Source organism: Acetobacterium wieringae, from assembly GCF_001766835.1.
GTDB classification, from domain to species: Bacteria; Bacillota; Clostridia; order Eubacteriales; family Eubacteriaceae; genus Acetobacterium; species Acetobacterium wieringae.
On record NZ_LKEU01000018.1, the window covers coordinates 13041 to 32095 of the forward strand.

17 protein-coding genes are annotated in these 19055 nt (G+C 46.0%); 7 read left to right on the top strand and 10 right to left on the bottom strand.

The genetic code is table 11. The features are described from left to right. The first annotated feature begins 136 nt into the window (after positions 1 to 136). The 5 genes from nifE (at position 137) to ACWI_RS04375 (ending at position 6745) form a co-directional block, all read left to right on the top strand. On the top strand, positions 137 to 1486 hold the full coding sequence (nifE, locus tag ACWI_RS04355) for a nitrogenase iron-molybdenum cofactor biosynthesis protein NifE (RefSeq protein WP_070370209.1): 1350 nt from the start codon (positions 137 to 139) through the stop codon (positions 1484 to 1486). After that, complete coding sequence (gene nifB / locus ACWI_RS04360; RefSeq protein ID WP_070370210.1) at positions 1479 to 4193, top strand: nitrogenase cofactor biosynthesis protein NifB; 2715 nt, start codon at positions 1479 to 1481, stop codon at positions 4191 to 4193. Before nifE ends, nifB begins: the two co-directional genes overlap by 8 nt. Before the next feature lie 203 nt (positions 4194 to 4396). After that, complete coding sequence (locus tag ACWI_RS04365; protein ID WP_070370211.1) at positions 4397 to 4705, top strand: 2Fe-2S ferredoxin; 309 nt, start codon at positions 4397 to 4399, stop codon at positions 4703 to 4705. A 275-nt stretch (positions 4706 to 4980) separates the two neighbouring features. Further along, the gene (locus ACWI_RS04370) at positions 4981 to 5958 is read left to right on the top strand and encodes a homocitrate synthase/isopropylmalate synthase family protein (protein ID WP_070370212.1); all 978 of its coding nucleotides are present in this window, start codon (positions 4981 to 4983) and stop codon (positions 5956 to 5958) included. Then, positions 5936 to 6745, top strand: a complete 810-nt coding sequence (locus ACWI_RS04375) for a beta/alpha barrel domain-containing protein (protein ID WP_070370213.1) — start codon at positions 5936 to 5938, stop codon at positions 6743 to 6745. Before ACWI_RS04370 ends, ACWI_RS04375 begins: the two co-directional genes overlap by 23 nt. A 57-nt stretch (positions 6746 to 6802) precedes the next feature. On the opposite strand, the gene ACWI_RS04380 is transcribed toward ACWI_RS04375, so the two are convergent. The 10 genes from ACWI_RS04380 to ACWI_RS04425 form a co-directional block, all read right to left on the bottom strand. After that, positions 6803 to 7078, bottom strand: coding sequence for an HPr family phosphocarrier protein (locus ACWI_RS04380; RefSeq protein ID WP_070370214.1), 276 nt, complete (start codon positions 7076 to 7078; stop codon positions 6803 to 6805). Between the two features lie 120 nt (positions 7079 to 7198). Then, positions 7199 to 7993 carry an HAD-IIA family hydrolase gene (locus ACWI_RS04385; protein ID WP_070370303.1) on the bottom strand — a complete coding sequence of 265 codons (795 nt, stop codon included), beginning with the start codon at positions 7991 to 7993 and terminating at the stop codon, positions 7199 to 7201. Positions 7994 to 7995: 2 nt separating this feature from the next. Continuing rightward, positions 7996 to 9006, bottom strand: a complete 1011-nt coding sequence (locus ACWI_RS04390) for a sugar-binding transcriptional regulator (protein ID WP_070370215.1) — start codon at positions 9004 to 9006, stop codon at positions 7996 to 7998. 192 nt (positions 9007 to 9198) lie between these two features. Next, the gene (locus tag ACWI_RS04395; RefSeq protein WP_070370216.1) at positions 9199 to 9537 is read right to left on the bottom strand and encodes a P-II family nitrogen regulator; all 339 of its coding nucleotides are present in this window, start codon (positions 9535 to 9537) and stop codon (positions 9199 to 9201) included. Positions 9538 to 9593: 56 nt separating this feature from the next. Further along, on the bottom strand, positions 9594 to 10850 hold the full coding sequence (locus ACWI_RS04400) for an ammonium transporter (protein WP_070370304.1): 1257 nt from the start codon (positions 10848 to 10850) through the stop codon (positions 9594 to 9596). 475 nt (positions 10851 to 11325) lie between these two features. Next, positions 11326 to 11664, bottom strand: a complete 339-nt coding sequence (locus tag ACWI_RS04405) for a P-II family nitrogen regulator (RefSeq protein WP_070370217.1) — start codon at positions 11662 to 11664, stop codon at positions 11326 to 11328. A 71-nt stretch (positions 11665 to 11735) separates the two neighbouring features. Beyond that, complete coding sequence (locus ACWI_RS04410) at positions 11736 to 12989, bottom strand: ammonium transporter (protein ID WP_070370218.1); 1254 nt, start codon at positions 12987 to 12989, stop codon at positions 11736 to 11738. A 439-nt stretch (positions 12990 to 13428) separates the two neighbouring features. Beyond that, positions 13429 to 14532, bottom strand: coding sequence for a S1C family serine protease (locus ACWI_RS04415; RefSeq protein WP_070370219.1), 1104 nt, complete (start codon positions 14530 to 14532; stop codon positions 13429 to 13431). Between the two features lie 29 nt (positions 14533 to 14561). Continuing rightward, complete coding sequence (locus ACWI_RS04420) at positions 14562 to 15350, bottom strand: MBL fold metallo-hydrolase (RefSeq protein WP_070370220.1); 789 nt, start codon at positions 15348 to 15350, stop codon at positions 14562 to 14564. Positions 15351 to 15514: 164 nt separating this feature from the next. Continuing rightward, a complete protein-coding gene (locus ACWI_RS04425; RefSeq protein ID WP_070370221.1) occupies positions 15515 to 16792 on the bottom strand; it encodes a UDP-N-acetylglucosamine 1-carboxyvinyltransferase in 1278 nt (425 codons plus the stop codon). Positions 16793 to 17067: 275 nt separating this feature from the next. Here ACWI_RS04425 and ACWI_RS04430 point away from each other — a divergent pair, with 275 nt between their 5' ends. Both ACWI_RS04430 and ACWI_RS04435 read left to right on the top strand, forming a co-directional pair. Continuing rightward, positions 17068 to 18096: a DnaD domain protein gene (locus tag ACWI_RS04430; RefSeq protein WP_070370222.1), complete on the top strand. Its 1029-nt coding sequence runs from the start codon at positions 17068 to 17070 to the stop codon at positions 18094 to 18096. Then, positions 18083 to 19048 (top strand): ATP-binding protein, encoded by a 966-nt coding sequence (locus tag ACWI_RS04435; protein WP_070370223.1) that lies wholly within the window; start codon positions 18083 to 18085, stop codon positions 19046 to 19048. The genes ACWI_RS04430 and ACWI_RS04435 overlap by 14 nt, the downstream gene beginning before the upstream one ends. Positions 19049 to 19055: the final 7 nt, after the last annotated feature.

Sequence of the window (19055 nt, forward strand, 5' to 3'; positions counted from 1 at the left end):
GTGTCTGCATCAAGGCGAACAGGCGCGCCTGTCCGATTTTGTAGCAGACAACGATTTGGTGATTGTCTCCAGGACGATTCTTAGAAACAAACACCAGGGGGGATTTTCTTCCCCTTATTTGAAAGGAGGCTGTACAATGAAAAATGATGCGGCAATTTTACCAGAAAGAGCCCAGTCGATCCGTTTTTCGGAATGCAGCGGCGACGGCATCAAGTGTGAGTCCGCCAGTGTCTCTGGGGCCGTCAGTCAACGGGCCTGTGTTTACTGTGGCGCCCGGGTCGTTTTAAACCCCATCACTGACGCCTTCCATCTTGTTCATGGCCCGATTGGATGTGCCAGCTACACCTGGGATATCCGCGGCAGTCTATCCAGCGGCGAAGAAGGCTATCGCAACTCGTATTCCACTGATCTGCGGGAAACAGACGTCATTTTCGGCGGCGAAAAGAAATTGGTGGCCGCCATTGATGAAATCATGGCCAGTCATGCCCCAAAAGTCATTTTTATTTACGCCACCTGTATTGTCGGCGTCATCGGTGACGATATCGACGCCGTCTGTCGCAACGCCGAAGCAAAGTACGGCATCCGGGTCATCGCTGTTAAATCCCCAGGATTCTCCGGAACCAAGAAAACCGGCTATAAAATGGCCTGTAATGCCATCATGAGCCTGGTTACCCCAGACGTTTTACCCGAAAAAACATGTGGGGTCAACATACTCGGCGACTTTAACCTGGCCGGGGAAATGTGGATCATCAAAAATTATTTAAGACGGATCGGCGTGGAAGTCGTTGCCAATATTACCGGCGACGCCAAAGTCGAGGATTTAAAACAAGCCCCTACAGCCCAACTCAATCTGGTTCAATGTGCCGGTTCAATGACCTATCTGGCCAAACAGATGGAAGAAGCCTTTTCAATTCCTTTTATTAAAGTCAGCTTTTTCGGCGTCACCGACACCTCCGATTCACTGATGCGGATTGCCTATGCGGTCGGTGATAAAGACGTGATCAAGCGCGCTAAAGCCTTTATTGAAGAAGAAAAAAATAGAGTCATTCCTCTTTTAAATAAATATCGCAAAAATCTTGAAGGAAAAAAAGCCGCTATCTATGTCGGTGGCGGCTTTAAAGCAATCTCCCTGATCCGCCAGTTTCACGAATTTGGCATGAACACCGTAATGGTCGGCACCCAAACCGGGAGCAAGGATGATTACGAAGTTATCTCGCATTTGGTCGACGAGGATGCCGTCATTTTAGACGATGCCAATCCGGCCGAACTGGAAGCCTTTATGAAGGAAATGGGAGCCGATATATTAGTCGGCGGCGTCAAGGAACGGCCGCTGGCCTATAAACTGGGGGTCGCCTTCTGTGACCACAACCATGAACGGAAGCATCCTCTGGCGGGCTACGAAGGCACCCTGAACTTCGCCTCAGAAATCAACCTGTCAATGAACAGTCCGGTCTGGGAAATCATAGGAGGTATCAACAATGTCTAAAAATTTAGTCAACCTAAATATTAATCCATGTAAAATGTGCATGCCAATGGGAACCGCCAATGCTTTCTATGGTATTCAGAAGTGTATGAATATCCTCCATGGATCCCAGGGCTGCAGCACCTATATCCGCCGCCACATGGCCACGCATTATAACGAGCCGGTCGATATTGCCTCCTCTTCCCTGACTGAAGAAGGCACCGTTTACGGCGGCGAGAAAAACCTGATCATCGGCCTGGAAAATCTGATTAAATTATATCAGCCCGAAGTCATCGGCGTTTCAACCACCTGCCTGGCAGAAACCATCGGCGAAGACATTGAGTTTATCATCAAAAATTTCTACGCTTCTCATCCTGATGAGACGGTAAAAATCATTCCGGTCAAATCAGCGGGTTACGGCGGTACCCAATTTGAAGGCTTTACCCGGGCACTCCGGGCGATTGTCTCCCATGTCGAGATGGACACTGCCAAACACAATACGATCAATATCATCAGTTCGATGATTTCCCCGGCGGACACCCGCTATTTAAAAGATGTGCTGGATCAGTTTGGGCTGGACTATATCCTTTTGCCGGATCTTTCCGAAAATCTCGACGGTGTCCACCAGAGTTCTTATTATCGGCTACCGATGCATGGCACTCCGATTTCGGAAATTCAGAAAATGGCAGGAGCCCGGGCTACCATCGAACTGTCCGACACCATCAAGCCTGACGAATCCCCGGGGGTTTACCTCTACGAAAACTATGGTGTCCCCTACAAACGGCTGAACCTGCCAATGGGACTCCGGGATACTGATGCCTTAATGGAGCTTCTATCCGAACTGTCAAAAAAAGCCATTCCGGAGAAAATCGTTAAAGAACGCGGGCGTTATCTTGATGGCATGGTCGACTCCCATAAATACAATGCCCTGGGTCGCATCGCCATCTTCGGCGAACCCGATTTTGTCGTTTCGGCAGTCCGCCTCTGTTGTGAAAATGGCGTAATGCCCGTGATTGCCGCCACTGGTTCTGCTTGTCCCCAGCTCAAAGAAAAGATTGAAGCTGAGCTTTCCAAACTGGCCGATGTGCTTTTTGTTGACAACTACGTGATCTTAAATGATGTGGACTTCGAAACCATTGAAGCAGAAGCCCTGAGACTCGGTGCCAACCTGATGCTGGGGAATTCCGATGGCCGCCGGATTGAAGAGAAACATGGGATTCCCTTGATCCGCTGTGCCTTTCCGATCCATGACCGCATCGGCGGCCAGCGGGTTCGGACCTTGGGCTATGAAGGCTCCCAGGTTCTCCTGGATCAAATAACCAACACCATTCTTAAAACAGTGGAAGGGGGATTCCGGGAAACCCTGTACAACACCTATTATAATGAAGGGCCCAAATCCAAATACGGATTAGAGCCGGAAACGGAGGCACAAATGAAAGTTCTGGAATACAAAAAAACTACTGACCCACTAACCCCGCAGGCTCAGACCATTGAGGAAAAAACCGCCAACCATCCCTGCTATAGCTGTGGTGCCTCCCAGAAAAACGCCCGGATGCACCTCCCCATTGCCCCTAAATGTAATATTCAGTGTAATTACTGTGTCCGCAAATTTGATTGCCCCAACGAGAGCCGTCCCGGCGTGACCACCGACATTCTTTCCCCCGAGGCCGCTTTTGAAAAATATAAACTGGTTAAAGAAAAGGTGCCCAACCTCACCGTTGTCGGCATAGCCGGCCCCGGAGATGCGCTGGCAAACTTTGAACAAACCCGAAAAGCCCTGACATTAATCCATGAGCATGACCCCAATGTTACCTTCTGCGTATCCACCAACGGCTTAATGCTCCCCTACTATGCCAAAGAGCTGGCCAAACTGGGGGTATCCCATGTTACCGTTACCGTCAATGCGGTTGATCCGGCTATCGGTGCCAAAATCTACAAACATGTGGATTTTATGGGAAACCGCTACCATGGCGAAGCCGCTGCTTCAATTCTTCTGGCCAACCAGCTTTCCGGGATCAAGCTCCTGATTGATGAAGGGGTGATTGTCAAAATCAATACGGTCACCCTGATGGGAATCAATGATACCCACATCGAAGAAGTGGTCAAAACGGTCAAAGACATGGGCTGTTTTATCTCCAATGTGATGCCCCTGATTCCCGTGAAAGGCTCCGCCTTTGAAGGTTTAAAAATCGCCACCAACCGCGAAATCAATGCGATTCGTGATAAGTGCGGTGTTCATCTAAAACAAATGTATCACTGCAAACAATGCCGGGCTGATGCCATCGGCAAGCTGGACAGCGACATCTCCCTGGATTTCCGGGAAAATGAAGCCAGAAGTGAATCAAAGACCATAGTGTCCCCAAAGGGATTGCGCTTTGCGATCACCTCCAAAGGCGGGATGCTGGTGGATCAGCATTTCGGCCAGGCCTCTGAACTGTATATCTATGACTACCTTGACGACGAGGTTCAGTTTAAAGAAAAACGGGTGATCGGCAAGTATTGCAGCGGCGAAGAAGAATGTGACGAAAAGGAAGATAAGATCGGCACCATTCTAAAAGCCCTAAATGATTGCGACGGTACCATCACCATGCGTATCGGTGATCTACCCACCAAACGGTTAGAAAGCAAGGGTATCAAGGTCTTCACAACCTACGACCGGATTGAAGATGCTGTTAAAACCGCCGCCCAGGAAATCTTAAAGTCCGAACTGCGCACGGCCGGTAATTTCTAGCATTGCTCTATCGTACCGACCAATTATTAATCTGTTGTTTGCTGCGGAATCGGACAGGTTTATCAACCTGTTCGCTCCGATGCAAACAACATGATGTAATAATTGTCGGTACTGGGTTAACTTTTAGACAGACTTTCCGTCGGTAAAGTTGACAATTATTATCATTTAAAACTATTTATAAACGTATCAGGAGGAATTTAAAAATGGTTAGTCCTAAACATCATATTTTTATCTGCACCAGCTGCCGGATCAACGGCACCCAACAGGGGTATTGTTTTCAACAGGATTCAGTCAAAATCCTGCAGACCTTTCTTGAAGAAATCGACGAGCGGGAATTATCCGGTGACGTCATGTTAAACAACACCGGCTGCTTCGGCATCTGCGACAAGGGTCCCATCGTGGTTGTTTATCCCGAAGGCGTCTGGTATGGCAAGGTGACCGTCGACGATGTGGAACGGATTATGGACGAACACATCGAAGGCGGCAAGGTGGTCGAAGACCTGATTATTTAGCTCTCTTGGGGTAGTGCCATACTACCGTACCGACCAATGACCAAGGGGTCAGACCCTTGTTAATCTGTTGAATGCGCACAATTCGTACAGTTGCGAATGCAAGAATGCCACCCTATTATGTTATAGCTCCGCAACTGTTCGCCTTGAGGCACACAACATGATATAACAATTGTCGGTACTGGGCTAATCTTTTATTTTATACTACACCAATTGATGCTGCCCTAACATTGGCAGCATCAATTTTAAATTAAAACAAACGAAAGCGGGGTACACAAATGGTTACTATTATTGATCGAACCTTGACAACCTTTAATACGTCCGGGATGACCAGCCAGGATCTTAACCATTTCTGTGACCTGCTTTTTACCTGTGGCGTCACCAAAATCGAATTGACCCCGGAGCTGGTTGACCGGCTTAATTTTCCGGTCACTGCTGCCGGTTTAAAACAATGGTTGGGGCAGCGACGTTTTTTTCTAACCCGGATTTTTCCCGAATCGCTCGCTTCGGCTGGCCCAGGGACGAAAGAACCGAAAGCCCTCTGGAAACTGGAGCCAAATGAGCTGGTGGAAAAAAATATCCCCGTTGGCAAATTACATTCCTGTCACCATCAAAAGATCCGGATCACCGGATTAGAAGACCTGATGACCCGGGATTATTCAGAAGTTTTTAAGGCCCTGCTGGACAGCGGTATTGACACTCTGGATCTCTGCCCCGGCAATCACCACCATTGTGCCACTGCCATCGCTCTGGAATGGCTATTGGCTGGCGGGCAGAGTATCAGCTGCGGTTTTGCCAACCATCATAACTTCCCACCGCTGGAAGAAGTGCTGATGGGGCTAAAACTAAGTCAACCTGATTTGTTTACCGGTGACTTATCGGTTTTAAGTGAGCTGCGTGACCTTTATGAAAAACTGTCCGGCCAGCCGGTTGGCAAAATGAAGGCGATCATCGGAACCGATATTTTCAAGGTCGAATCCGGTATTCATGTGGATGGGGTATTAAAAAACCCCAATACCTATGAACCCTTTAGTCCCCAAAGCGTTGGTAACCAGCGAGAAATTGTCCTGGGCAAACACTCCGGCCGCCAAAGCCTGTTGTATAAACTAAACGATTCGCAATTATCCGAGTCAGCCGCCCATAGCATTTTAAAACACTTAAAATCCCACTGCACTCAGTTAGGCCGAAATCTGTCCGATCGGGAACTGCGAACCCTTGCCAGAGAGGTACAAAATGACAAACAGATATATTGTTGATACGACCTTAAGAGACGGTGAACAAAGCCCCGGAATGGCCTTTTCGATCCGCGAAAAAATCACCATCGCCAAAGCTCTGGATACCCTGGGGGTTGCCCGGATTGAAGCCGGTACCCCGGCCATGGGCAGAGAGGAATGCCGGGCCTTTGAAAAAATCAAACTGTCCTGTAAGCAGGCGAAGATTATTGGCTGGAACCGGATGAACCGCTCTGATATCAGCCAGTCCATCGGCTGCGGCGCCGACATTATCCATGTTTGTGTCCCGGCTTCGGATCTGCTGATTCGTGAGAAGCTGCGCACCACCCGATCCCAGGTACTTAAAACCCTGAGTGCCTGCGCCGCGGCTGTCCATTCCGAAAAAAGAGAACTGACCATCGGTTTGGAGGACGCCTCCCGGGCCGACTGGAATTTTGTCGTTTTACTGATTGAAACCGCCCAGCATCTGGGGGCCACCACCCTGCGTTTTTCAGATACCGTGGGGATCATGTCCCCCAGTCTCTGCAAGGCCACGATCAACCGGATTCCCGACAACATCGACATCGAGGTGCACATGCACAACGATTTGGGCATGGCCGTGGCCAACTCCATCCAGGGCCTCCGCTGTGGTGCCAAATATGCCGATACTACCCTCTTCGGCATCGGTGAGCGGGCCGGTAACTGCAATTTGGAACATCTCCTGATCGCCACCCAGGGTCAACTGGACTTCGGTATCAACCTGGACGAACTGCAGTGGCGTCAAGCCGATCTAAAATCGATTATTTATAAAAATAACCTCGCATCTGCCTGATCGAATATCCGCCCACTAAAAAAACACCTCACGGTGTTTTTTTACCTCATATAATAATTACACTTCACCAAAACCACTGCCGACGAGTGCCACCAGGGTTTCCACGGCCAGCATTTCATCCTCACCGACGGCAAAAATTTCAACCACATCGCCCTGGCCAATCCCCGTTGCCATAATACTCAAGAGCGATTTGGCATCTCCCTCTTTGGGATCGTCGCCCAATTTTTTAATTCGGATATCTGCTCTGAATTCTCCGGCCTTCTGACAAAACTCCGCCGCTGGCCGGGCGTGTAAACCGCTGGGATTAATAATCGTAACTGCTTTGCTGTGCATACTTCTTACCTGTTAATGAATCTTTCATTCCTTTCCGTTTATTCATTTATTCGTTCCCGTCATCAACATGTTCGATTCGTCTTCTTATTATCTTCCCCTTTTTAGCTAAAATAAACAGGCTTACAGATAGTTGGTCATTTCTTTCAGCGAATCAAAAACACAATCCGGAACCACTGCTGAACTTGCGACATCCGCCATTTTTGTCTCTCCAGTCAGCACCAGAAAACCCTTACCGCCGTTATTGACGCCGGTGGCCACATCGGTATAGATGCGATCGCCGACAAAGGCCACGTCCTCTTTTTTATGCCCGGTGATGGCTAAAATCATCTCCATGGTTTCGGGAAAGGGCTTGCCTAAGTATTTGGGTTCCACTCCGGTGGATTTGGTAATCAGAGCACACATCGAACCGCAATCGGGGATAAAACCAGTTTCGGTGGGACAGACCAAATCCAGATGGGTGGATAAAAAAACTGCGCCATTGTTAATAAAGGTGCAGATTTTCTTAAGCTTTTCATAGGTCAAGGTGGTGTCAAAGCTCGCCACTGCCACATCTGGCTGCTCTAGGACCAGCTTGATGCCGTTTTTTTTAAAACTCTCCTCCAGCAGTGGCGTGCCCATCAGATAGACAGATTGTCCGGGATAATAGGTTTTTAAATAGTTTATGGTCACATCCCCGGAGGTAATAATCCGGTCGGCTTCCACAAAGCAGCCCATTTTCTTCAGTTTTTCCTGATAAAAGCTGGATCCCCGGGATGAATTATTGGTGATAAAAATAAAATCTTTTTGATGGCTTCTGAGCGCTTCAATAAAATCCAGTGCCCCATCAATTAAACCGTTACCCAGATAAAACGTTCCATCCATATCCAGAGCAAATAATTTAACATCTCTTAAGGCTTCCTCTTTTGACAATATCATTTTCAATCGGCCCTCTTTATTTCTGGAGTCCCGAATCCAATTTTTTCCACGTGTTCAAAAACGTCATCGAATTCCAGCAATTTTTTTCCGCACTCCACGTCAGTAACCAGGACATTAATGAAACCGCCTTTGATGGCCCCCTGGATCGCCCGGGCTTTTTCAGAACCACTGGCAACACCAATGGAATGGGGAACCCGCCGAAGTTTCTTGATGTCAACCCCAATCACACAATTATCAGACTCAAACGCTTCAGTGCTGCCATTGATATCAAAAAATTGCATACAGACATCACCCACCACATTTTTTTTGCGCATGGTTTCCATGTCTTTTTCATCGTAATAGCCGGTAGACATAATCGCCGATCCGCGATTGGGCACGCCGATCCCAACCACCGCTACGTCCAGGCCATCGCCCATTTTAATGATCCGCTTAATATCCGGCTCCTTCATTAATTCTTCTTTGATCTTGATTCCAGACACTCGGGCCGGGGCGTGGAGCAAATAAGAAACGCCGCCAAAAGCCTTTGCCAAAGCTTCGACAATGGTATTGGAGTGCAGCTCCATACCCAGATGTCCGATCCCACCGATGAGGGGAATGAAGGTCACCCGCTTTGAGGTTCCCTTTGAGATAAAACGATAGATCTGGCCAATGGAAGAACCCATCGAAACCCCGATAATCGTATCATCTTTAATTAACCGCTCGAGATAATTGGCAGTCGCTTTAGCCAACTCATCCTTCTGATCCCGGCTGTCCTGTTTCATATCCACAATGAAAACTTCTTTCAAGCCATAGCGACTCTCCAGCTTTTTTTCCAGATCCACATAGTTGTTACCAAAAATAGGATCGATAATAATTTTGACAATCCCTCGCTCCTTGGCGTTCTGAAGAATCCGGGACACCGTTGGACGGGAAAGACCCAACTCTTTGGCAATCAACTTTTGATTGATATCCTGGTTATAGTACATCTCACAGATTTTCACCATCAGACGTTCATCATCCACTACTTTTTTCATTCCCTCACCTCGCTATCTGTACTTTTTTTTATATTCATTTCTGAAATTTTGCAACTATTCCTTAATTATAGTATTATCGATGAAAATGTCAATCCTTTCATTTGTTTTTGTAAACGAGCAAACATAAAAGAGCCCCCCATATTTACCAATGCAAATATAGAGAGCTCCTTTAAAACGATTAGACCCCATTTTTTACAATGCGATATCGCCTCGTTCTCCGGTTCTAATCCGGATACATTCCTCGACTGACTTAATAAAGATTTTGCCATCGCCAATTTCCCCGGTTCGCACCACACTCATAATCAACTGAATTATTTCTTCAACCTTGTCGTCAGCTACTACAATTTTTATTTCAATTTTGGGAATCATGTTCATCATTACCGAGGTGCCACGGTTATGAGCTACCCAACCATACTGGTTACCACATCCCAGTACTTGCCGGATATTCATGCCATTGACCTTTGCTGCCAAAAAAGCATCCTTGAGGGGTTCCAGCTTTTCCGGACGGATAATCGCTTCGATCTGTTTCATTTCTTTTTCCTTTCGTTTTAGAATTGCTGTCTTCTGGTATTTTAGTCGATCAGCCACTATTGGTCAATTCCAGAAAAAGCGGGATAACCTTCTTCACTATGTTCACTGATATCCAGACCCAGGGCTTCGGCTTCGGGAGCGACCCGGATTGCCATGACCTTTTTGAGGATTAGCATAATCACTGCCGTCATTGTTCCCGAATAAAGCACCGCAATCAGCAGCGCAATCAGCTGAGCCACAAATAACTGGGTGTCACCAAAGAACAACCCATTCCATTGTGCTACCGGATTGATGGCTGTCTGAGCAAACAGCCCGGTGGCAATAACCCCCCAGATCCCACTGATACCATGACAACCAAACGCATCCAGGGTATCATCATAGCCGAATTTAACCTTCACCTTTGTTAAAAAGAAAAAGCAGATTGGACTCACCACAGCGCCGATAAACAAAGCCGCTTCGGTCGGTACAAAACCAGCTCCGGGCGTAATGGAAACCAAGCCGACGATCGAACCGGTAATGGCACCCATAACCGTCACTTTTTTATAAGCGACCATTTCAACCAGCATCCAGGTTAGCATCGCTGCTGCCGATGCCAGCAGGGTGGTCACCACTGCGTGAACCGCTAAACCGTTGGCAGCCAGGGCAGAACCGCCATTAAAGGCAAACCAGCCAACCCATAAAATCGCCCCACCGATGACAAACAGCGGAATATTATGGGGATGATAGGACTTAATGCCATATCCTTTTCGGGATCCCAAAATAATACAAGCCACCAGGCCAGAAATCCCCGAACTTATTTCGATGACAAAACCGCCGGCAAAATCAACCGCACCGAAACCGGCAATCAAACCACCCTGACCCCAAACCATATGAGCCATTGGATAATAAACCAGCAGCATCCAAAACGTTACAAAAATAAACAATGCCGAAAACCGCATTCTTCCCGACAGCGAACCGACCACAATCGCTGGCGTAACCATACAGAATACCAGTTGAAAAATAGCAAATAGCTGACCCGGGATACTACCCGCATAGGGGCCTGGCGCCGATGCACTGATGCCCCTGAAAAACACATTGCTTAAATCACCAATCACACCAAACCCGCCAAAATCCGGACCAAAAGCCAGGGAATATCCCACCATATACCACATCACCGTTGCCAGTCCGCAGCAAAACACCACTGACATGATCGTATTAAGCACATTTTTCCGTCGCACCATCCCGGCATAGAATAGTGCCAGTCCTGGGGTCATAAAAAAAACCAGCATGGTACAAATCAGAATAAATGTTACATCTCCTGAATTAATCATAATTTCCTCCATAATTCTCTTTTTTCGTTATTTATGCCAATCACTGAATCGGGTTCAGTGATTATCTGATCAACCCACTTTAAAACCTGCACGTATGGCCGGCCGCTATGCTTATCGCCTTTGATAAGTTGATTGAATTATCTGATAAATCAGTAATTCAGACGCTCAACGCAAAAAAAGACGACAACAAAAAAACTGTTATCGCCTTTGATCATCGCAATTCAGATCCGGTTCATCGCTGGGTCGATCCTCTTCATTGACAATCGACTGAACCTTTTCGCTATTATTTAAGGTTGATGCTACTATTTAATTTTAGCTGACCCATTTCCGACTCAGCAAGTCGAATTATAGCATTACTCAACCCGGGAGTCAATCCTAGAATTTCAAGAATCACAAAGCTGACAGTTATTTAAAATACGCCACAAAAAAAAGACGATTATATTTAAATATAATCGTCTCAGTCCTCAATCACTAACTTTTAAAGTGCAATATCGCCCCGCTCTCCGGTTCGAATCCGAATACACTCCTCCACCGGTTTGATAAAAATTTTACCATCACCAATTTCACCAGTTCGGACAGTATCCATAATCAGTTGGACAGTTTCCTCAACCTTATCATCGGCAACCACAATCTTTATTTCGATTTTAGGTAGCATATTCATCATGACCGAGGTTCCCCGATTATGGGCTACCCATCCAAATTGGTTCCCGCATCCGAGTATCTGACGGACGTTCATACCATTGACCTTTGCTTCTAAAAATGCGTCCTTTAAAGGTTCCAACTTTTCCGGACGGATAATTGCTTCAATCAGTTTCATAAGTTTTTTCCTTTCTTTACTGATTGCGAAGCCATGATGGCATGACTCCTCAACCACATTTCAATATCGTTCTATTGATCAATTCCCGAGAAAGCCGGGTAACCTTGTTCGCTGTGTTCGCTGATATCCAGACCCAATGCCTCTGCCTCCGGCGAAACACGGATAGTCATGACTTTTTTAAGCACCAGCATTATGACTGTGGTCATCGCAGCTGAATAGATAACAGAAATTCCTACGGCCATCAATTGTGCCACAAATAATTCGGTTGCCCCGAAAAACAAACCGTCCCACTGCGCAATCGGGTTGATGGCTGACTGAGCAAACAGACCAGTCGCTATACCACCCCAGATTCCGCCAATTCCGTGGCAACCAAAGGCATCCAGTGAATCATCATAGCCAAACTTCTGTTTGACCTTGGTCATAAAAAATAAGCAGATGGGGCTAACCAGAGCGCCAATCACCAGTGCCGCACCAAATGGTACAAATCCTGAACCCGGAGTAATGGCCACCAAACCGATAACAGCACCAGTCACCGCCCCCAGAACCGTCACTTTTTTATAAAGAATTGATTCCATCAGCATCCAGCTTAACATTGCAGCAGACGATGCGATCATTGTATTACCCATCGCCTGAACCGCCAATCCATTAGCGGCCAGCGCTGATGCCCCATTGAAGGCGAACCAACCAACCCAAAGAATCGCACCCCCGGTGAAAACCATTGGAATGTTATGCGGATGATACGCTAAAATACCATAACCTTTTCTTTTACCAAGGATGATACAGGCAATCAAACCAGAAACTCCGGAACTAATATGAATAACATTTCCGCCGGCAAAATCGACCGCTCCCAATCCGGCGATAAAGCCGCCTAAGCCCCAAACCATATGAGCCAATGGGTAATAGACTAGCAATAACCAGAAGGCAATAAAAATAAACATTGCCGAAAATTTCATTCGGCCTTCTAAGGCTCCCACCAGAATAGCTGGTGTAATAATACAAAACATCAGCTGGAAAATCGCAAACAGGGCACCCGGTATATTGGCCGCATAAGGTCCGGCTTCTGTGGCACTGACCCCACTAAAAAAAGCATTGCTCAAATTTCCGACAACACCCAGACCGCCAACATCTTCTCCAAATGAGATTGAATAACCGATGGCAAACCACATAACGGTCGCCAGTCCACAACAAAACAATACCGACATTAATGTATTAATGACGTTCTTTCGCCGAACCATCCCTCCATAAAATAATCCCAGGCCGGGGGTCATAAAGAATACCAGCATTGAACCGATCAGAACAAATGCGACATCACCAGAATTAATCATCTTAACTTCCTCTTTTCTTAATTATTTTGATTCAATCATTTAAATATGATAATCTTAAACCATTTAGTCATCTTCTTATGCAATTTATAATTTCAGTCTTTTGGGGAATTCGCCTAATGTTCTTAGTTCACTGGCAATTCATTGTCTTATTCTCATTCAAACAATAGTCAAAGACAAATCCTTCAAAAAAAGGCGATAACATTCATGACTGTTATCGCCTTTGATAAATTAATTTGCCTATTTTAGTTTGAAAAAAAAGGTGATAACAGAAACTTCTGTTATCACCTTTGATAAGCGTCTTAAATCCCAGGTATCATCTTAATAGTCCGGTCTTCTTTGACTTCTATTAAGCTTACCTTAAGATATTTTTGATTATAACACCATAAAAATCGACTGTCAATGTGATTTTCATAAATTTTCATTGCAAACAGTTTTCTCTTTATTGCCCCGCCGTCACAACCACATCTTTTGTCTGACTTTGCCCATTCCGTTCAAAGGTCACACTGACCTTATCACCGGCATTAACTGCATAGAGAATTTCTTTCATTTTCAGCATGGTATTGGTTTTGACACCATTGATCTCTTTAATGATGTCGCCGGCAGCCAAACCTGCATTGGCAGCCCCACCGCCTTGTTGTACCGAAGCAATATAAATCCCTTCGTTAAAATTGACATCACTGTCAGTCAGATAATAATCAGCAATCGCCCGATCATAAGCGGTAATACCCATCACGGTGGAATCAAATTTACCGGTTGCGACAATTTCATTGAGAATCGGTTTTAAAATATTGATTGGAATGGCAAAGCCCATCCCTTCCCCAGTGGTTAGTTTATAGGTATTAATCCCGATTACCTCACCGTTTTTGTTAACTAACGGGCCCCCACTATTTCCTGAATTGATTGACGCATCGGTTTGAATCAGATCTTCTGCCAGCCCGTTTTCCAATGGGATGCTCCGATTAAGAGCGGATATGATTCCTGCCGTAACGGTTCGCTCAAAATTAAGTCCCATCGGATTTCCAACCGCTACTGCCAGTTCTCCAACAACCACATTATCCGAATCTCCCAATTCCAATACCGGTAAATCCTTGGCATCAATTTTGATAATGGCCATATCCAGGGTCGCATCCGACCAGACCAGTTTGGCATCATAGGTATTCCCATCGGCCAGCGAAACCTTTAATGCCGATACATCATCCGAGGCCACATGCTGGTTGGTCGCAATATAGCCATCACTGGTTAGGATGAATCCCGAACCCACGCCACTCGCCTCCTGAGGTCCATAAACAGTCATAGACACTCCGGTTGTTTCAATCCCCACCACTGATGGTGGCACGGTTTGGGCAATGGCTTCAACTACCGTGTCCGCCGAACCCTGATTGACAATAATTTCGTTCTTGGCACCTTGGATTACACTATTACTGTCGAAAAAAAAGTTGACACCTAGAAGCAGTACCCCAACAATTACGCCACCAATAATGGCTCCGATCATGCCGATGATCAGGGAGTTCGGTTTTTTTTCTTTTTTCAGATCGTCGTTCATCGTTTCACCTCAATCTTAGTTGAAGTTCTTTATAGATTAATTGCCTCACTCACACAGCTTCGCTTTGCCACCGAAAGTTTCACATCTCCATCCAATACCACACCGGAACCAGTAAGAATCCGGGCAGTGGTTTCATAGGCCAACAATGGATAGTTATTTTCCTGACTAAGGTGGGCCAGCACCAGTTTCCGGGTCCCTTCCTGTACCAGTGCCAAGGCCAGATCTCCGGCTGTTTCATTGGATAGATGACCAAAATCACTTTTTATCCGCTGTTTGAGGTAGAAAGGATACGATCCGGCTTCCAGCATTGAAACATCATGATTGGACTCCAGCACGACCAGATCACAGCCGCACAATGCGCTGCGCATTTCTGGCGTAATAATCCCTGAGTCGGTGGCGATTCCCAACCGGCTTTTGCCGTCAGATATGACAAAACCGGCTGAATCCGCTGCATCATGAGATGTTTTAAAGGCTTCAATTTGAAGATCCTGAATAATAAAAGGCGCTTCAAAATCAAAGATCTTTACATTATGCTCGGCAATTTTTCCCAAGTCCTTTTTCATTGCTGCCCAAGTTTTTTCATTGGCATAAATTGGCAAATCAAAACGCCGGGACAAGACCCCAACCCCATGAATATGATCACTATGTTCATGGGTCACCATGATGCCACCGATTTCCCGGGGATCTTCTTCAATGGCGTCCATGGCAGACTGGATTCGTTTTCCGCTGAGGCCAGCATCAATGAGTATTTTGGTGCTGTTGTTTGAGACAAATAAACTATTTCCTGAACTTCCACTATATAAACTGCAAAATTTCAATCCTTGCTCCCTTGTTCATTTTAATATCTTGTAAAATTATTCCATTTAAATGCGCCAAGGACCAGCTGAATTGTTAGGATTATCCTAGCGAATGATGCTTAAACCTGACTTAACCTAACTTTACGGGATTTAAGATAGTCATCGTATCGTGCCCCTAATAACCTCTAAAGGCAAGCTGGATCTTTCTCGGAAACCCGACGAATAACCGCCCCAAGATTTCGCAGATTTTCCTGAAGATTTTCGTAACCCCGGTCAATATGAACAATTTCAGTGATCTTTGTTTCACCATCAGCAATTAACCCTGCAATCACCATGGCCGCCCCGGCCCGCAGATCCGTGGTTCGGATTTTGGTGGCTGATAAGGACTTGACCCCGGTAATACTGGCGGTTCGACTATTAATGGAAATATTGGCGCCCATCCGGCGCAATTCGTCCACGTATTTAAATCGGCTTTCAAAAATACTCTCAGTGATGGTGCTGGTTCCCTGGGCAATCGTCATTAAAACTGCCATCGGTTGTTGTAGATCCGTAGGAAACCCCGGATAAGGCATGGTCTTGACATTGACCGCCTTTAATGGATGTTTTCCAATAACCCGAATTCCGTCGTCCTCTTCCCGAACGATGACCCCCATTTCGCTGAGCTTAGCCGTGATCGCCTCCATATGCTTGGGAATGACATTTTTAATTAAGATATCCCCTTCGGTGGCTGCTGCGGCCATCATGTAGGTACCCGTGGTAATCTGATCCGGGATCACCGAATACTCGCAGCCGTGCATTTCTTCAACGCCGACAATCTTAATAACGTCTGTTCCCGCACCCTTGATGTTTGCTCCCATCAAATTCAAAAAGTTAGCCACATCAACGATGTGGGGTTCTTTAGCGGCATTTTCGATAATTGTTTTGCCATCAGCCCGAACGGCTGCCAACATAATATTGATGGTGGCGCCAACGCTGACAACATCAAGAAAAATATGGGCTCCTCTCAGTTCCGGAGCTTCCATTTTTACCTGGCCATGTTCAATCACCACGGTTGCACCCAAGGCCTGAAAGCCTTTGATATGCTGGTCGATGGGGCGATCCCCGATGTTGCAACCGCCGGGCAGGGGCACAATCGCTTTACGATATCGTCCCAGCAGCGCTCCCAGCAGATAATAGGAAGCCCGCATCTGGCCGGTTTCCTCTTCATAGTCCGACACATCATATGAAATCGGTTTTTCGGTATTGATAATTAAGGTATCTTTTTCTCTATATATTTCAGCTCCCAGTTTTTCGAGAATAACAATCATTTTGTTAACATCTTTAATATCGGGAACATTATCTATTTTACTTGAGCAGGCACACAGTACTGCCGCCGGAATAATCCCCAGCACCGCATTTTTCGCCCCGGAGATCGCAACCTCGCCTTGTAGGGGGTTACCTCCTTCTATAATAAAAGCATCCATATTTATTCCTTTCAGTGCAAATGTATATGCAATATCCAATTGGTTATTATATCATAAGTTTCAGTTTTATCAAGAAAAGTATCGATTTTATGCCGTTTTTTTATCAACAAAGCCGTTTTTCTTATACTCTTTAAGAATTCTTTTCCCTGCTTAATGAAAGCAGGAATTCCTCACAAATTATTTTCAATGTGATATAATAGCTTAACACACTATTTATCAGAACTAAAGATTTTTAGTCGTGAGAAAGTATATTAATCCATAACTTGAGGTAACAAATGAATCGTTTTGAATTAGTTTCCAGCCATGATGACTTGGGTGTGACCCCACTCGAAAATATTTTTATTAATCACTATATGCCAACAGCCCGGGGAGACTACGTGAAGGTCTATCTTTACGGCTTAAAGCGATGCTTTAACCAGGGCCTGACCCCCATCAGCAACGAAGATATCGCCAAAGATCTGAATCTATTGGAAACCGATGTGAAAAAAGCCTGGGACTATTGGGCCGCCGAAAAAATCATCGCCATTGAATACACCGGCACCCGGGATGCCCTGGTCCGTTTTTATAATATCACCGGTACCATTCTTTATAAAAATGAGGCGATCCCCGAGACGACCGTACCTAAAAATATCCAGTCTTCCAATAGCATGGAAGACCGGATTCAACGGATGTACACCACCATCCAGGATATGTACGAAAGCCGGACGATCACAAAAAAAGAAACGTTGCTGTTTAAGCGCTGGCTGGATGACTATAATTTTACTCCGGAAGCGGTAATTCTGATTGTCGAATATTCCATTAACATGATCAATAAAAAAGATCGCACCTTTACCCCGACCCAGGTCGTCTCGTATCTGGAAACCGTAGCCAGAAGTTTTTATACGGCTGAGGTTCGTGATCATATCGAAGCCGAAGCCTATATCAAAAACTCAGCGCATCAACGAACGGCCTATTATCAGATTTTCAAATATCTGGGTATCCAGCGAAATCCGATGGTTTCTGAGCGGCAGATGATGGATACCTGGTTTAATGACTATGGTTTTTCAATGGAAATCATTGTCCAGGCCTTATCCCGCACCAACAAACCCAATATGAAATATATTGACGGCATTCTGAAGAATTGGCACGAACAAGGCTTTAAAACCCTGGAAGATATCAAAAATGACAAGCCAAAACAAAAATTTGCTCATAAAGAGTCCCTTGAACCGATGAGCGATGCCCGAAAACAGGCTTACCTGGATATGGAAGTTGACTATGCCGAGGATTTATGGCCGGAACTGGAGATAAACAATGAAGACCTATAATGAAGCCTATGCCCTGCTGCAAGAAAAGCAGCAAGCCTACCAATTTAAACAGCGACAGAAGAAAGCCATTCTTTATAACCAGATTCCCGAGCTTTCTGAACTGGATAATGAAATCAACCGCTTGGGGGTTGCCCTGACCCGAGCCACCATCGCCAAAGAAGTCAATAAAACCGCTCCTATCCGCCAGCAGATGAGTGCGCTTGAGGACAGAAAAAAAACTCTGGCCGGAGCAAAAGCCGCCCTGCTTAACCACTCGTATTACTGCTCCCTTTGTCGTGACTCAGGGATTCTCCCCGAGGGAATCTGTGCCTGCCTGAATCAGTGTCTGGCTGAACTCAGTTTTTCCAGCTATGATTTAAAAACCCGGGCCCAGCGGGAAACCTTTGAGAGCTTTAACCCTGACTATTATTCCCAACAGCCGATTGGTTCGGGATCAGCCAGTCATCGTTCCAACGCTCTTAGCATTAAACAGAATATGCTGAAATATTGTCAGAATTTTGAAAACATCGAAGACCAGCTGCTTTTTACCGGTCCGCCCGGAGTCGGCAAAACCTTTATGTCCAATTGCATTGTCAATAGACTCACCGAAAAAGGCTACGGGATTGTCTACGTCACCGCCGCCCACCTGGTCGCCAGCATTCAGGATCAGCTGTTCAGGGAAAAGAAAACCTCAACTGAGATTTATGAACCGCTACTGCTCTGCGATCTTTTGATCATCGATGATTTAGGAGCTGAGTTTTCTTCAGAATACAGTCAAAAACAGCTCTACGAGGTGATTGACAGTCGCCTCAATGCCGAAAAAAAGATGATCATTTCCTCTAATCTGACGGTTCTAAAAATCAAGGAGCTTTATGACGAACGACTTTCCTCCCGGATCTGCGGCCATTTTAAAACCATTCCCTTTTTAGGGGAAGACATTCGTATTCTCAAGGCCCGACGGGGCCGTTCATAAAAGAAGG

Bases quoted from the DNA above. Each gene is read 5' to 3' on its own strand.
- ACWI_RS04395 (WP_070370216.1), bottom strand. From the start codon at position 9,537: ATGAAACAGATCGAAGCGATTATCCGTCCGGAAAAGCTGGAACCCCTC.
- ACWI_RS04435 (WP_070370223.1), top strand. From the start codon at position 18,083: ATGAAGACCTATAATGAAGCCTATGCCCTGCTGCAAGAAAAGCAGCAA.
- nifB (WP_070370210.1), top strand. From the start codon at position 1,479: ATGTCTAAAAATTTAGTCAACCTAAATATTAATCCATGTAAAATGTGC.
- ACWI_RS04415 (WP_070370219.1), bottom strand. From the start codon at position 14,532: ATGAACGACGATCTGAAAAAAGAAAAAAAACCGAACTCCCTGATCATC.
- ACWI_RS04430 (WP_070370222.1), top strand. From the start codon at position 17,068: ATGAATCGTTTTGAATTAGTTTCCAGCCATGATGACTTGGGTGTGACC.
- ACWI_RS04390 (WP_070370215.1), bottom strand. From the start codon at position 9,006: ATGAAAAAAGTAGTGGATGATGAACGTCTGATGGTGAAAATCTGTGAG.
- ACWI_RS04385 (WP_070370303.1), bottom strand. From the start codon at position 7,993: ATGATATTGTCAAAAGAGGAAGCCTTAAGAGATGTTAAATTATTTGCT.
- ACWI_RS04375 (WP_070370213.1), top strand. From the start codon at position 5,936: ATGACAAACAGATATATTGTTGATACGACCTTAAGAGACGGTGAACAA.
- ACWI_RS04410 (WP_070370218.1), bottom strand. From the start codon at position 12,989: ATGATTAATTCTGGTGATGTCGCATTTGTTCTGATCGGTTCAATGCTG.
- ACWI_RS04405 (WP_070370217.1), bottom strand. From the start codon at position 11,664: ATGAAACTGATTGAAGCAATTATCCGTCCGGAAAAGTTGGAACCTTTA.
- ACWI_RS04380 (WP_070370214.1), bottom strand. From the start codon at position 7,078: ATGCACAGCAAAGCAGTTACGATTATTAATCCCAGCGGTTTACACGCC.
- ACWI_RS04365 (WP_070370211.1), top strand. From the start codon at position 4,397: ATGGTTAGTCCTAAACATCATATTTTTATCTGCACCAGCTGCCGGATC.
- nifE (WP_070370209.1), top strand. From the start codon at position 137: ATGAAAAATGATGCGGCAATTTTACCAGAAAGAGCCCAGTCGATCCGT.
- ACWI_RS04425 (WP_070370221.1), bottom strand. From the start codon at position 16,792: ATGGATGCTTTTATTATAGAAGGAGGTAACCCCCTACAAGGCGAGGTT.
- ACWI_RS04370 (WP_070370212.1), top strand. From the start codon at position 4,981: ATGGTTACTATTATTGATCGAACCTTGACAACCTTTAATACGTCCGGG.